This is a genomic window from Nitrospirota bacterium, assembly GCA_004296885.1.
Taxonomy (GTDB): Bacteria; Nitrospirota; Nitrospiria; order Nitrospirales; family Nitrospiraceae; genus SYGV01.
The window spans coordinates 139,872-152,616 of the sequence record SCVN01000008.1; the positions used below are offsets into that span (position 1 = coordinate 139,872).

11 protein-coding genes and 1 pseudogene are annotated in these 12,745 nt (G+C 61.3%); 5 read left to right on the top strand and 7 right to left on the bottom strand.

Going from position 1 to position 12,745, the window contains the following annotated elements; translation table 11 throughout:
- Window positions 1-15: 15 nt before the first annotated feature.
- The 4 genes from EPO61_05765 to EPO61_05780 all read left to right on the top strand — a co-directional run bounded on the left by EPO61_05765 (window position 16) and on the right by EPO61_05780 (window position 5,025).
- Window positions 16-1,704, top strand: coding sequence for a hypothetical protein (locus EPO61_05765; GenBank protein ID TAJ09564.1), 1,689 nt, complete (start codon window positions 16-18; stop codon window positions 1,702-1,704).
- Between the two features lie 103 nt (window positions 1,705-1,807).
- Window positions 1,808-3,949, top strand: a complete 2,142-nt coding sequence (locus EPO61_05770; GenBank protein TAJ09565.1) for a TonB-dependent receptor — start codon at window positions 1,808-1,810, stop codon at window positions 3,947-3,949.
- Window positions 3,950-3,980: 31 nt separating this feature from the next.
- Entirely contained in the window at window positions 3,981-4,310 is a 330-nt protein-coding gene (locus EPO61_05775; protein ID TAJ09566.1) for a hypothetical protein, read from the top strand.
- A gap of 355 nt (window positions 4,311-4,665) precedes the next feature.
- Window positions 4,666-5,025 carry a hypothetical protein gene (locus tag EPO61_05780; protein ID TAJ09567.1) on the top strand — a complete coding sequence of 120 codons (360 nt, stop codon included), beginning with the start codon at window positions 4,666-4,668 and terminating at the stop codon, window positions 5,023-5,025.
- 671 nt (window positions 5,026-5,696) lie between these two features.
- On the opposite strand, the gene EPO61_05785 is transcribed toward EPO61_05780, so the two are convergent.
- Together EPO61_05785 and EPO61_05790 are read right to left on the bottom strand one after the other, a co-directional pair.
- Window positions 5,697-6,476 carry a hypothetical protein gene (locus EPO61_05785; protein ID TAJ09568.1) on the bottom strand — a complete coding sequence of 260 codons (780 nt, stop codon included), beginning with the start codon at window positions 6,474-6,476 and terminating at the stop codon, window positions 5,697-5,699.
- A 392-nt stretch (window positions 6,477-6,868) separates the two neighbouring features.
- On the bottom strand, window positions 6,869-8,080 hold the full coding sequence (locus EPO61_05790; GenBank protein TAJ09569.1) for a hypothetical protein: 1,212 nt from the start codon (window positions 8,078-8,080) through the stop codon (window positions 6,869-6,871).
- Between the two features lie 70 nt (window positions 8,081-8,150).
- Between EPO61_05790 and EPO61_05795 the strand changes: the two genes are divergently transcribed.
- Entirely contained in the window at window positions 8,151-8,399 is a 249-nt protein-coding gene (locus EPO61_05795) for a hypothetical protein (GenBank protein ID TAJ09570.1), read from the top strand.
- Between the two features lie 77 nt (window positions 8,400-8,476).
- Here EPO61_05795 and EPO61_05800 read toward each other — a convergent pair whose 3' ends face one another.
- From EPO61_05800 to EPO61_05820, 5 genes and pseudogenes are all read right to left on the bottom strand, one after another.
- Entirely contained in the window at window positions 8,477-9,823 is a 1,347-nt protein-coding gene (locus tag EPO61_05800; protein TAJ09571.1) for a ferredoxin oxidoreductase, read from the bottom strand.
- Window positions 9,824-9,860: 37 nt separating this feature from the next.
- Complete coding sequence (locus EPO61_05805) at window positions 9,861-10,625, bottom strand: 2-oxoglutarate:ferredoxin oxidoreductase (GenBank protein TAJ09572.1); 765 nt, start codon at window positions 10,623-10,625, stop codon at window positions 9,861-9,863.
- A gap of 111 nt (window positions 10,626-10,736) precedes the next feature.
- Window positions 10,737-10,967 (bottom strand): annotated as a pseudogene (locus tag EPO61_05810) (hypothetical protein).
- Between the two features lie 24 nt (window positions 10,968-10,991).
- A complete protein-coding gene (locus EPO61_05815) occupies window positions 10,992-11,711 on the bottom strand; it encodes a ferredoxin oxidoreductase (protein ID TAJ09573.1) in 720 nt (239 codons plus the stop codon).
- A gap of 112 nt (window positions 11,712-11,823) precedes the next feature.
- Window positions 11,824-12,714: a ferredoxin oxidoreductase gene (locus EPO61_05820; GenBank protein TAJ09574.1), complete on the bottom strand. Its 891-nt coding sequence runs from the start codon at window positions 12,712-12,714 to the stop codon at window positions 11,824-11,826.
- Window positions 12,715-12,745 lie beyond the last annotated feature (31 nt).

Below are 12,745 nucleotides of genomic sequence, written 5' to 3' on the forward strand. Positions count from 1 at the left end.
GCAAAGGAGACCAACATGAACACCCCTACCCTGCTTCGCATCGTGCTGATCGCCATGGCCTGGGCTCTCCCGACCGCCGCTCTGGCGGAGGGGGGCAAGCCGGGCTTCCTGATCGTGGCCCCGGATCGCGGATTCCTGGGCAATCAGGAAATCCAGGCCCTCGTCCAGGACTTCAAGAAAGACTACCTCGGAGCACTGGCCCTGATCGGCCGGGATTATGCTGGCCCGGAAAACGAATATGCCGCCTATGCGACCAAGGCCATTCAGGAGTTGAAGCAGGCCGGGGCCACGGAGATCGTAGCCGTGCCCCTCTTCCTCTCGGCCTCCGATCCGCTGTTGAAGCGGGTGGCGCCGGCGCTGCCGGCCTACGCCGGCGGCCTGGCCGTCCGCTGGGCTCCGGCCATGGCGGACGATTACCTGATCGGGCAAGTCCTGCTGGACCGGGTCGCCGCAATCAGCCAGCAACCGGCCGCCGAGCGTCTGATTCTGATCGGCACGGGCGCCATGGACGACGAGAACCAGAAAGCGCTGAAGACGGACATCGAGAAGCTGCTGGCCTACGTACAGCGCTACAAACGCTTCCGGGAGGCCGAGGCCGTCGTCTACTTCGACCGCGAGGCCGAGGGAGCGGAGAAGAAAAACCAGGAGATCAAGGCCCGCGTCCTCGCCCAGATCGCCAAGCAGGGGCGGACGGTGATCGTCCCCGCCTTCATCGGCCCCAAGTTCGACAACGCCATGGCGCTCAGTTCCTGGCTCGAGCAGCAGTTCAAACCCCTTCAAGTGGCCTATCAGCAGTCGGAGTTGCTGCCCCACGCCAACGTCCTGCTCTGGCTCAAGAAGACCGCGAACCGTTCGGTCGCCGCCGCGCCCGGCGAGATCGGCGTCGTCATCATGCCCCACGGCTCCACGCAACCGTGGAACGACGCGGTCGAGCGGACGATCGCGCCGTTGAAAGCCAAACATCGCATTGAGATGGCCTACGGGATGGGCGATCCCTGGATCATCCAGGACGCGGTGACGCGCCTCGAGCAGCAGGGCGTGAAGCGCATCGTGTTCGTCCGGATGTACGCGCTGGAATCCCACATGAAACCCCTAACCGACTACATTCTCGGCCTCTCGGACCGCCCGCCGAGCGACGGGCAGGGGCACGGATTCGACCACGAGGCGGTCCCGCCCCATCAGATCCGCAGCGCCGCCCTCTTCTCGACCTTCGGCGGCTACGAAGAGTATGCCGGTATCAGCCAGGTCATGTGCGACCGCATGATGGAAGTGAGCAAAGACCCGGGCAAAGAGACCGTGATCCTGCTCGCCCACGGGGAAGGCACCGACGAGGGCAACAGCAAGTGGCTGGCGATCATGAACGGCAACATCGAACGGATCAAAAAGGACCCGCGGTGCGCCAGGTTCAAGACCATCCGGGCGGCGGCGGTCCGCGAGGACTGGCCGGACAAGCGCAAAGCGGCGGTGGAGGAAGTCAGACACATGATCGAAGAGGACGGAAAGAACAGCCGGGTAATCGTGATCGCCAATCGCCTGTACGGCTCGGGGCCGTACAGGAAAATGCTCAAAGGACTGCAGTATGACCTCAACGAGAAGGGATTGGTCCATCCCGTGATTACCCGCTGGCTCGAGGAAGGCATCGGCCAGGTCGGCACCGCGCTGGCAAGACCGAGCGACTCGTTTCAGCGGCTCGCCCAGCAGTAACCGCGAGCACAGGTCGCCGTGAGAACAGGCCGCCGGGCCTGCGGGATTCGTACGCCCGCAGCCCGGCACAGGAGACGTGTTGTCGCAACGAGCCCGGTCGAATATGGGCATCCACACAGAAGGAGCAGTGACAATGGAACCGAGAAAACGAACGCCGTCCCGTGTTTTCCGCGCGTTGGCGCTGGCCTGGTGTCTGACGGCCGGCACGCAACCCGGCGCCCTGTGGGCCCAGACCAGGATGCCGCCGTCGATGCCGCCGTCGACGCCCACCATTTCGCAGCCTGATTCCTCCGGTCAACAGGACCCTGGCGCCTCCCAGGAAACCACCGGCCCGCAGGGGGCTGGCGCGCCGGTGGAGAGCCCGGACTATCTGCTCCCGATCGAAGGCAACGAAACCGTCATCACCGGCACCTGGACGCCCCACGCCCAGCGGGACTCGCCGGTGGAAATCGAGCGCATCACCGGCAAGATGCTGGAGCAGGCCGGCGCGACGAACATCGGGCAATCCCTGCAGGACGTGCCAGCGGTCCAGCCCGGCCGCGGCGGAGGCGGCTTCCCCCAGTTCCAGATTCAGGGGCTCCCGTCCATCAATACGCTCTTCCTGCTCAACAGCCAGGAAGTGATCGGCACGATCGAGGGCGCCACGTTCACGCGCGACATTCTGGCCTCGCCGGAAATCGACTCCATCGAAATCGTGAAAGGCGCGGCGGCGGTGCAGTACGGGAGCGATGCGATCGCCGGCGTCATCAACATCCGCACGAAATACGCGACTAAAGAGGCGGGGGCCACCATGTTCGGCCAATACGGCCGATTCAACACGGCCACCGTGTTCGGCGCGCCGCAATTCAAGGTCGGGAAATTCAGCGGATTCTTCTCGGCCGGCACGCAATCGACCACCGGTTTCGACCTGAACCAAGCCACCCCTCAGACGGACGGCCCAGCCCAGGCCAACACGAAAAGCCTGAGCGGGAACCTCGCCTACGAGTTTTCGCCCCGCTCGAAGCTCTCCTTTTACTCGCGCTACTCGGACGACGAACGCAAGACCCGACAGAATCCCTCTCCGGCCGGCACCAGCATCCGCGAAGTGAAAGCCGACGTCCAGCGCTCACAGAACATCCTCCGATGGGATTATCAACCGGACGCGGTCTCGAACCTGATCGTCTGGGGCCACTACCAAAATTTCCTGAGCGACTCGTCCACCTTCCGGCTCGGCGACAACACCAGGACCCGCTACTCCAGCTTTACGCAGGAACTGTTCGAACCGCAATTCCAGTACAGCCGGCAGGTCGGCAAGGAGCACCTCCTCACGGGCGGCGGCGAATACGATATCCGGCGGGGCCGGGGGGTGAATCTGAAGGGAGGCGCCACGCAGTTGAACGAGTCCGCCCTCTGGGCTCAGGACGAAATCACCCTGATGAAGGACGTGGAAATCATGATCGGCGGACGCTACACGTCCAATAGCAAGTACGGCGGGTTCTTCAGCCCGCAGACGACGATCCTGGTCAAGCCGGGCGACTTCCGCGGGCGCTTTACCTATACCAGGGGGTTCCGAAGCCCCGACCTGGTCGAAACCGGGGGCGCCTTCGTGGAAGGCGGAGGAGTCGGCATCGTCGGCCGGGAGAACCTGCAGGCGGAAAAGTCCGTTAGCTACACGACGAACTTCGAATACTATTGGGAAAAGGCCAAGATCGGCGCGAGCTTCTTCCGGCACCAGGTCAGCAATCAGATCCAGTTCCTGGCCGGGGGCTGCTCGGCCGCCGAAGCCGCCGCGCTCGGCGTCACACTGCCGCTGTGCTTCAAGGGCACGAACGTGAGCGCGGTCCAGAGCCAGGGATTCGAGCTCGAGGCCGGCGGCAAACCGGCCAATTGGCTGTACGTCGAAACCGGCTACATGTACCTGGACGCGTACGACCAGAACACGGGTTCGCAACTGTTCCAACGATCGCCGCACTCGTTCAAGTCCAGGGTCGTGGTGGAACATGACGGCTGGAGCCTGACGACCCGCCTTCGCTGGTACTCTTCATTCGGGTTCGGCGACCTCAATACCAACCAGAAGATCGACCCGAACGAGAAAGCGCCGTCCAACTTGCAGCTCGACATGCGGCTGGCCAAGACGCTCAAGAACGGCATCGAAGTCTACGGCGGTGGAGAAAACATGACGTCCTCCCGGATGAATTTCAGTTCGGGACTGATTCCGCAGACGGGCGTCATGCTCTGGTTCGTGGGTATGCGGATGACCCTGTAGGGTGGCCATTCAACTGGAGAGGAGGTGCGCGATGGCGAAGCTTGAACCGGCGGTGTGGGCTCCCTATTGCATCATCGCCGGCACCTTGATCGTGTCGATCCTTGCGGGCAAGGGCTGCGCCGCCGCTCCGGACGGCCCCACGGAGGCACGGCAAGAGAACGGCCGTGCACAGGCCGAAGCCGGGCCGTCTGCGCCGGTGCTGGGGAAGGATACCGTCTTCACCGGCACCAGGACGCAGCACAAACAAAAGGACTCCCCCGTGAAAATCGACCGGATCACCGGCACGACCTTGGAACAAGCCGGCGCGACGAACATCGGGCAATCCCTGCAGGACGTGCCCGGTCTTCAGCCGGGAAGGTAGCGATGGGGCGTCAACCAGCGAAAGGAGGGGGCACGATGTCTTGCCCAAGATGCAAAGGCTTGATGGTCACCGAACCCTTTTCGGATTTTTATGCGATCGGCATTCCCCGGAGGTGCGTGAACTGCGGAGCCTTTCCCTATCTCAGCACCGTCTGGCCTGGCCCTTCGGGACACCAGCTCCAAAAGCGGAAGAGGTTGCTGCGACTCGCGCCAGGCCGCACGCTGCCCAACTCCCGGTGACCGGAACAGACTGCGTCCAAACTGCCAACCGATTCCCCGCCTCCTTCGTTGCGGAAGCACGGCTCCAGCCGCTATACTGCGGGGGAACGATTTCACGGAGGAAGCAACGCGGCACCATGGCAGCCCTCACCGTCGAACAGGTCGAATCCCGATTGAGTTCGGTCCGCTGCGCCATCTGCAAGACCAGCGGGTTCTCGATCGACCGCCGGACCATGCAGGCGGATGGCGACTGGAAGGGCGCCTGCCAGAAGTGCCGCTACAGCTTTCCCGTCTACACCAACATGGAGTTCTACCTGCGGACCCAGCCGGACGTGCCCTACCGGCTCAAGGAGATCACCTGCCCCGCCTGCGAGCACCGGGGCGTGGACCTGGACTTCCGCATCGTCATGTCGGTCCGCGAAGCCATCTATTTCGTGACCTGCGCCGCCTGCGGGCACAAGTTCCCGGAACAGTCTTCCCTGGAAGCCTTCGAATAACCAAACCCGCCCCGCCCGATTGGTGTATACTGTACCCATGGATAAGCCCAAGACCCAACAGCCGCCGGAAGTAGAGCAGAAATCCCGCAAAGAGATTCCGCTCATCTCCGTTCCCAACGACCGGGACATGATCGCGTCTGAAATGGAAGAACTCTTCGACGAAGACAAGGTGACACACAAGCACGGTTCAGCAGAACCCGAAGCAGACTAATTCCCAGCCTCAGTTCTCAGCCTTCACACACCATATCTTCTGTGCTGATCCGTTTAGCAGGCTGACCGTTCCTGCCTGCTCAGACGCTTCGGCTTGACCGCAGTAAGCGTCGCATCTGCTGGCCTGCGCAACTTGCTGGCTTCCTGCTCCGCAAAGCCAGCTTCAAACAGTGCTCGGCCTCCTTCGGAACGCATCTGCTCGCTAACTCCCGGTGCCCTCGCCTCCGCGATTCGCGACGCAGGACCGGTCAGCCTGCTAAATGCTAACAAAGGGGAAAGGCGACGAGTCGCTTGCAGACCCGTCGCCTTTCTGTCGCGGTGAAGCATCGCTCCTCACGGAGAGTGCCTTGTTGGCTAACCCTTTTGAGCAACCTATAGGGTTCCGCCCAGCTATCCCAACCCAGTGCCGAGAAAAGACTCCCACCACCTTTCAAGCAGCCTTCGCCACATATTCTCAACTGCTACAACTTCGTGATTTTGATTTCTTGAACCATCGCATCGGGGGTTTCGCGACGAGTTCCAGGCCACTCCAGTTCAAGTTTTATCTCAGCCGGAGGTCCCTTCTCAAAGAAGACTTGAACTTTGAAGCGGTGCGTGCCAGGCGGAATATGAGAGGTCATCTTCCTTGGCCATGTACCTGGCTGAACGATAAAGCGAAGCTGTGGAGTATCCACACCCCCCGAAAGTAATCCGTCGGTTATTCTTTGAAGTTCTGGTGGATAGATACGAGCAAATGGAATGAGGACTTTGTCCTGGGGTGGGATTTCCGTCGACTTGGTGCCGTCCCATTCTAGATAAACTGGCTCAGCATTCATCCAGGCCTTGAAGGCATTGCCCTCTAGTTGCTGGAGATCTACAAGTTTCACATGTTTGACTATAAGAGTGGTTTCAGAAGATTTGTTTTCGATTTGCACTCGAAATCTATAACCTCGGAACGATTCATTCCCAAGAACAACTTGCTCCACAAATGGCTTTTCGTTCTTAAACTCGATGCCAGCGATCTGTTTCTTGGGCAGAAGTTTCTCCGCAGATGGAGCATGAACAGAGCGGTCCGTCCCGATATTAATGTTCACATCCCGGCCAGCCTGGATTGACTGTGGCGAATCTTTCATTTCCTGAACGACGTTGCCACTGTCGCCACCCCCCTTGCTGAAAAGCGAGAATACACCACTTATAACCGCAGCAAAAACAACAGCGACCGCCCCAATCCAGGCCGTTTTGACAGCGACTGACTTAGGCATATACTTACCCCTACCTCACGTGACGATCCATACTCACCGCCGCGAATCCTATGCGCTTTTTCAGAGTAGAGCAAGAACGTTGTGCGTGATCCATTCCGAGCAGGGACAGGTCCCTCAGCGGCCTGTCCCTGCCACCCCCTCTCTCTTTTGCCTCGGCTGGAATCTTTTCCACAAGGAGGCATGTGGCGGCGAGCGATGTCCGCCGGAGCGGCGGGGTCCCCGCCCGGCGTCAGGAGAAGGAAAGCTGGAACTGACCGAGGCGTCGCAATTGAAAATCGTGGCCGAGGGAATTCCAGAAGGTTTCCGCTCCTGACCGCCGTGGAAGGGGTGCCGTGGGAGGCGCGGAAGCGAGAGGCCGCATGCCTCCGCCCTCTCCTCGTCAATCGCGCTCTTCAAACCGATCTGATGATTTCGACTGTGGCTTCGGATGGAATGCGGCCGATGGTGGACTCCCGGCCTTTCCGTTCTTTCCGGACAATCTGATCGATCCTGACGATCGCGCCGCGGTGCCAGTCGTCCACGGGCGCATTCGAGTCCGACCGCAGCCGATCCTGCCGACCCACTTCAGGCCGCCCCATCTCATTACACAGCCAGGCCCTCTTCTCCCCCTTCATGATGCGCAGCTCGCTCACCACCCGATAGACCTCCGGACTGCGCAGCACGATGGTCTGTCCGTCTTTTCTGAGGAGAAGGTAGGAAAACTTCAGCGCGTCTTTGATAAAGCCCACCCTCCGGTCGATGGCCGCAACGACCGGCGGCGGCTCCCAGAGCCGCTCCTCATGGCACCAGTCCTCTGCCTTGACGAGGGCTGGGCAGGGTCGCTCGTGCAGGCAGGGGCTGTAGACGTTGCAGGCCCCGTCCGTCACCAACTGGTCACGAAGCTGGAGCAGAGGCCTGGAGGTGTCGCGCAAGGCCGGTTCCACGATCATCATGGTGCCCTGCGGATGCAGGAGGCCGAGGAGGTCGCGGAGCAATTGGACCCGTCTGGTGATCGGATCACGGGCGTCCGGGAACAGTTCGTTCACGACGTTCCCCAGGACGATCAAATCGTAGGGTCCATTGGCCACGCTCGTCGGAAACCTGCCTGCGCCCCACCCGCCCATGTCTCCTTTGACCGTGACCAGACGCAGGCTTGGCCCTAGCTCGATTGCCTTGTACGCATTCCACAGCCGTTCGCACAGGCCCAGGGCCAGAGCCGACCGTTCCACGGTCACGACTTCGCCTTCGACGTCGCGCAGGGCCTCGGTGGAGTTCAGCCAATCCAAGACCGCGAGCCCCGTAGTGCCGATCCCGCCACCGAGATCCAGGACCCTAAACTGCCCCTTGGCTCCCTGTCCTGCCGCAAGGGGTGGCGGCATCTCTTCCAGCAGGGCTTGGACTTTGGCGAGATTCACCGGAAGGTAATAGGCCAGGTAGGCGGCTCGAAGCTGATCCTGATCCAGGTAGGACGTCCGGAGGTCTTGCCGGTCCTTGGTGAAGAGTTGCGAGAGCGATTCCACCCCGTGGCAGAGCTGTGGCAGTCGGGCTTCCAGGACGTCCTGGTCCGTCAATCCGGATGCCTCGGCGAGGACTTTCAGTAAGGGAGTTGAGAGGGATTGGGCCATGCGCCGGTTGACCGTTAGAAAGGTCGTAGTGTATCTTGAACTACCCTCGAACTACTAGGGAGCCACGACCATGACAGACCCGATCATGCAAGCCTATCTCGCGGTCGAACGGGCCATGGAGCAATACAACCAGGCGCTCGAAGACCATGTCAAAATCCTCCGGTCGGCCGAATCCACCGACGCCGCCAAGCTCGAACGGATGACCCACGGAGCCAGGGCCATGCGCGACAGCAGCTCGATCTATCTCACCTACGCCAAGTTTATCGCCTACGGCATGCCCGAGAGCGAAGAGACGATCCAGGACGATCTTCAATCCTGAAGAGCCGGCCGGCGAAAAAACAAAGAGCCCAATCCTACAGAGGATTGGGCTCTTGTTTTGCAAACCTCGCCGGCCGATCAGATATTCTGCATGAAGTGGGATACGCTCGCCTGATCCACGTCCGTGCCCATAATGGCCGACAGCGGCACGTTGGTTGACTTCTTGCCGGTCAGGCCGGACTCCACTTCATCCACGATCAATTCCACTGGCATGGACTGCCCGCCGTAGACGTGCGGCCCGGCGATAATTTTCGCCTTGGAATGGCCGTAGATCGCCGTCGCCACGTCCTTGGCCAACCAGCCGACGTAATTGAATTCGGGCACCACGATCAGCTTCACATCCTTGCAGAGATCGCGCAGTTCCTGCGTGGGGAACGGGCGCAGCGACCGGATCTTGATCAATCCGACCTTGATGCCCTTCTCGGCGCAGAGACGGACCGCTTCTCGGGATTGCGCGGCCGCGCTGCCGGAGGCGATGATCACCGCATCCGCCTTGTCCACGTTCTCCGCCGTGCACAGTCCGCCCATATACTTGGTGATGTATTTCCTGGACCGCTCGACCGCCGCCCACACTTCCTGCTGCCAGACCGCGTGGATGTTGTAGGCCATGAAGTTCGACTTCTGCACCGGGGCGTCACGCGACAACCGGGCGGGAGGATTTTCCGCGTCTAGCACCGGCACCGCGCCGCGCCACGCTTCACGGGGCGGCAGCTTCATGCTCTTGTCCTGCATGCGCACGTACCCGCGGGCGTGGGTGACGAAAAAGCCGTCGCAGCAGACGCCGACCGGCAGGGTCACATCGTTCATCTCGCTGATGATGAACCCCTTCATGATGAAGTCGAACATGTCCTGCTGGTTTTCGGCGTGGAAGACGATCATCCCGCAGTTCAGTAGATATGCAATCTCGATGTTGTCCGGCTGGATGGCCAGCGGCGCATTGACCACCCGGCAGGTGAACATCGCCACCGCCGGCAGCCGATGGCCGGGCCAGGAGGCGATCCCTTCGAGGCCGCGCAGCGTCCCCGGCCCCGCCGTGGCGGTGAAGCAGCGCACGCCGGCCCGGGACCCGCCTGCGATCGCCGCCATGACGCCGACTTCTTCCTCGCCCCGGTAATATTCCTTGACGTAGCCTTCGCCGTACAGCACGCCGACCAGTTGCATGGTTTCGCTCTGCGGCGTGATCGGATAGGCGATCGCCATATCCACGTTCGACCGGCGAATGGCTTCCTTGGCCGCTTCGCTCCCCGTGATAAACTCCTTGGTCCGCGGCGCATCGAAGAACATGTATTCGGGCGTGACCACGCGCTGTTTCTTGGCCTCCGCGTGCGGGTCCTTCTTGACCTCGGTCTTCGGAGCCGCCGCGACGCTGGTGATCGGATCGCCCTGCGGATTGGTTTTGACTTCGGTGTCCAGGGATTCGCTCATCGTTGCACCTCTCTGTATATCGGTCAGGTCTGCGACCTTACCCTTCGCGCTTCATCTGTTCCGGGTTGTGACCAAAGGCTGTGGCGCCTGCCGTGCCGCCCGGCGTGGGCATGAAGGCCAGCGGATTCGTGTGGGTCTTACCCCCATGCACCTTCGACTGGGTGCCGGTGAAGCGGACGTTCTCGCCGTTCGCCGGCAGCTTGAGGCCCATCTCCTCGCGCACCCGCTTGAAAATCTGGGCGACCTTCTTGAGCTTGGCCGTGTCCGAATCGCGGATCGTGAGCATGGCGTCCTCGTGCCCCTGCTCCGCGCAGACCGCGCCCGTGCAGCAGTTCGTGCCGGCCCGGATCATTTTCAAGGTCAGGTTGGCATAGTGACAATGGACGCCGATGAAGATGCAGGCTTCGATCTTGTTGCCCCAGATCGTCAGATTCGGATGGTTCGGATTGATCACTTCCTCATGGTCGATCTTCGGATACTTGGGCCGGTAGTCCGGCATGGGGATGATCAACACGTCCGGGATCTGCGCCGCAATCTCCAGCACCGCCTTGGCCTTCTCCACCGCGTGATCGTTCCAGGCCCAGAGCACCATCGGGCCGGGAAAAAGCGTGGCGTTCGGGCTCGTCAGCATCTTCCGCGCCATCTCCTCGATCACCAGGTCCTCATTGGGCTCCAGCAGCCCGTACATGAGCCCCTGGCCGGGATCGGGCAACATCACGCCCAACTGCGCGGCCGAGGGAGGATGGAACCCGGCCGGGCCGGGGACAATAATGCGTTCTGGCTTCTGTTCCGTCGTCTTCACGCGTTCTGTCTCCCTTAACTAGCCGACGACCGGACTGGCCAGCACGGCGGTGGTGCTCTTCTCGCCGTACACCACGTTGTCGGTAATAGCCGCATTCGGCAGCTGGTCGATCATGATCATCTTGATCGCGTTATGTTTGGCCATGTTGTCGCACACCCATACGCACTGAGCGCAGCCCTTGCACCGATCCACCGCCACGTAGGCCGCGCCGTACTTGTAGCCTTTGTCCTTCCCGGCCTGGTCGTTGTAGAGGATCGTGTTTGCCTCGGGACAGAACTGGGTGCAGAGCTTACAGCTCGTCTGGGCACAAATGTCAACGTTGATATCGGCCACAAGATACATGGAGATTCCTCTTTTTTATGGCGGTCAGACTCTCGCCGCGGCGGCCGCTTCCGCCTTCTTGGCGGCCTTGCTGATTTCGTCCCAACCGTGCGCAGCCGCAAAATCCCAGCCGGCCTTGATCACCGCCACGTTCTTATCGATCAGTTCCTGCTTCTTCTTGAACTTCCGCTCGACCACGCTGTCCAGGGCCGCGGTGCCGCCCGACACGACAAACCCCTTGCCGAGGAACCGGTCCTTCACCGCCTGCTCCAACGCGGCGATGGTGGTCAGGCCGGTGATGCAGCCGATCGCACCCATCAGCGCCATATTGGTCGCCAAGTCCATCCCGGCCACCTCCAGCGAGATCTTCGTCGCGGGCAGATAGTAGAGTTTCGCGCGGCGCTCCTCCAACTCGCGGGCCTGATCCTTGTGCAGCTTCATCGGCCCGTCGTTGTTGATCAACGCGACCCCGTCCTCTTTCAGCCCGAAGTAGAAGGGCATCGTGTAGGACTTGCCGTGCGTGATGACCTGCGGGTGGAAAATGATGATGATGTGCGGGAACGTGATCTCCCCGATCTCGTAGATCGGCTCATCGGACACCCGCACGTAGCTCTCCACCGGCGCCATCCGCTTTTCAGAGCCGTAGAACGGGACGATCGTGCTTTCCCCGCCCGCGTTGATGACCGCCGTGCTCAGGATGTGCGAGCCGGTGACGACCCCCTGGCCCCCGACGCCGGCCATCCGAATGTTGAAGCGTTTCGCCATCGCGCCCTCCGTACCAACCTTCGGTTGAGCCGCCGCGTTCGATCACATCGCGGCGGATAGTGACTTTGCCTCCAGTAGGCTCAAATTCTTCCAGCTTGCGAGAACCGCCGGCTTAGGCCTTGGTCACCGCCGGAGCCGGCTTCGGCAGAAACTCCTTGTAGCCGTAGCGATCTGCGAGGAATTGCTTGGCTTCGTCGGTCACGTACTCGGTGAACTGGTAGCGGTCGCCTTCGACGTTCTTGGCGTCTTCCATGACTTTGTCCGTGGGAATGGCGTATTCGATGTTGCAGGAGGTGTAGGCTTGAATGTAGCTGGAGCCGACTTCGCGCGCGATCAGCACCGCCTTCTTGATCACCGCTTCGACCCGCCGCGGATTGTTCGGCACGACGGTGGCGACATAGGCACAGCCCGCCAGCTTGGCCAGGCTCACCATGTCCATCTTCTCGAACTTTTTGCCGAGCGGGGCCATCTTGAGCACGGCGCCCTTGTTGGTCATGCCGCTCTCCTGGCCACCGGTGTTCCCATACACTTCGTTGTCCAGCATGATCGTCGTGAACCGCTCGTGACGAAACCAGGAATGCACCACCTGCTGGAAGCCGATATCGGCCGTGCCGCCGTCGCCGGCCATCACGACCACATCCTTGGGCTTGTCGCCGAAGCGCAACCGCAGCCCGCGAGACAGTCCGCTCGCCACGCCGTTCTGGTCTCCGTAGTTGCCGTAGACGAAGGGAATGGCGGCCTGCGAGATCGCCAGGCGGCCGCATCCGGCCGTGCCGACCGTGATCGTATCTTCCGGATTCGGGAAGGAGATCATAGCCAGACGGATGAAGAGCGTCATGGCGCAGCCGGCGCACATGGGATGCTCCTCCAGAATTTCCTTGAAGCTCCCCATCTGCGATACGGTCGTCTTCTTGCCGAAGGGACCGTGCTCAACCATGTCCTTGTATTCCTTGGGCATGAACTTGTCGAAGCCCGGCGAGAACTTCACATAATCGAGACTCATGTGGACACCTCCCAATCTATAGCGACCACCG

Bases quoted from the DNA above. Each gene is read 5' to 3' on its own strand.
- EPO61_05765 (TAJ09564.1), top strand. From the start codon at position 16: ATGAACACCCCTACCCTGCTTCGCATCGTGCTGATCGCCATGGCCTGG.
- EPO61_05770 (TAJ09565.1), top strand. From the start codon at position 1,808: ATGGGCATCCACACAGAAGGAGCAGTGACAATGGAACCGAGAAAACGA.
- EPO61_05775 (TAJ09566.1), top strand. From the start codon at position 3,981: ATGGCGAAGCTTGAACCGGCGGTGTGGGCTCCCTATTGCATCATCGCC.
- EPO61_05780 (TAJ09567.1), top strand. From the start codon at position 4,666: ATGGCAGCCCTCACCGTCGAACAGGTCGAATCCCGATTGAGTTCGGTC.
- EPO61_05785 (TAJ09568.1), bottom strand. From the start codon at position 6,476: ATGCCTAAGTCAGTCGCTGTCAAAACGGCCTGGATTGGGGCGGTCGCT.
- EPO61_05790 (TAJ09569.1), bottom strand. From the start codon at position 8,080: ATGGCCCAATCCCTCTCAACTCCCTTACTGAAAGTCCTCGCCGAGGCA.
- EPO61_05795 (TAJ09570.1), top strand. From the start codon at position 8,151: ATGACAGACCCGATCATGCAAGCCTATCTCGCGGTCGAACGGGCCATG.
- EPO61_05800 (TAJ09571.1), bottom strand. From the start codon at position 9,823: ATGAGCGAATCCCTGGACACCGAAGTCAAAACCAATCCGCAGGGCGAT.
- EPO61_05815 (TAJ09573.1), bottom strand. From the start codon at position 11,711: ATGGCGAAACGCTTCAACATTCGGATGGCCGGCGTCGGGGGCCAGGGG.
- EPO61_05820 (TAJ09574.1), bottom strand. From the start codon at position 12,714: ATGAGTCTCGATTATGTGAAGTTCTCGCCGGGCTTCGACAAGTTCATG.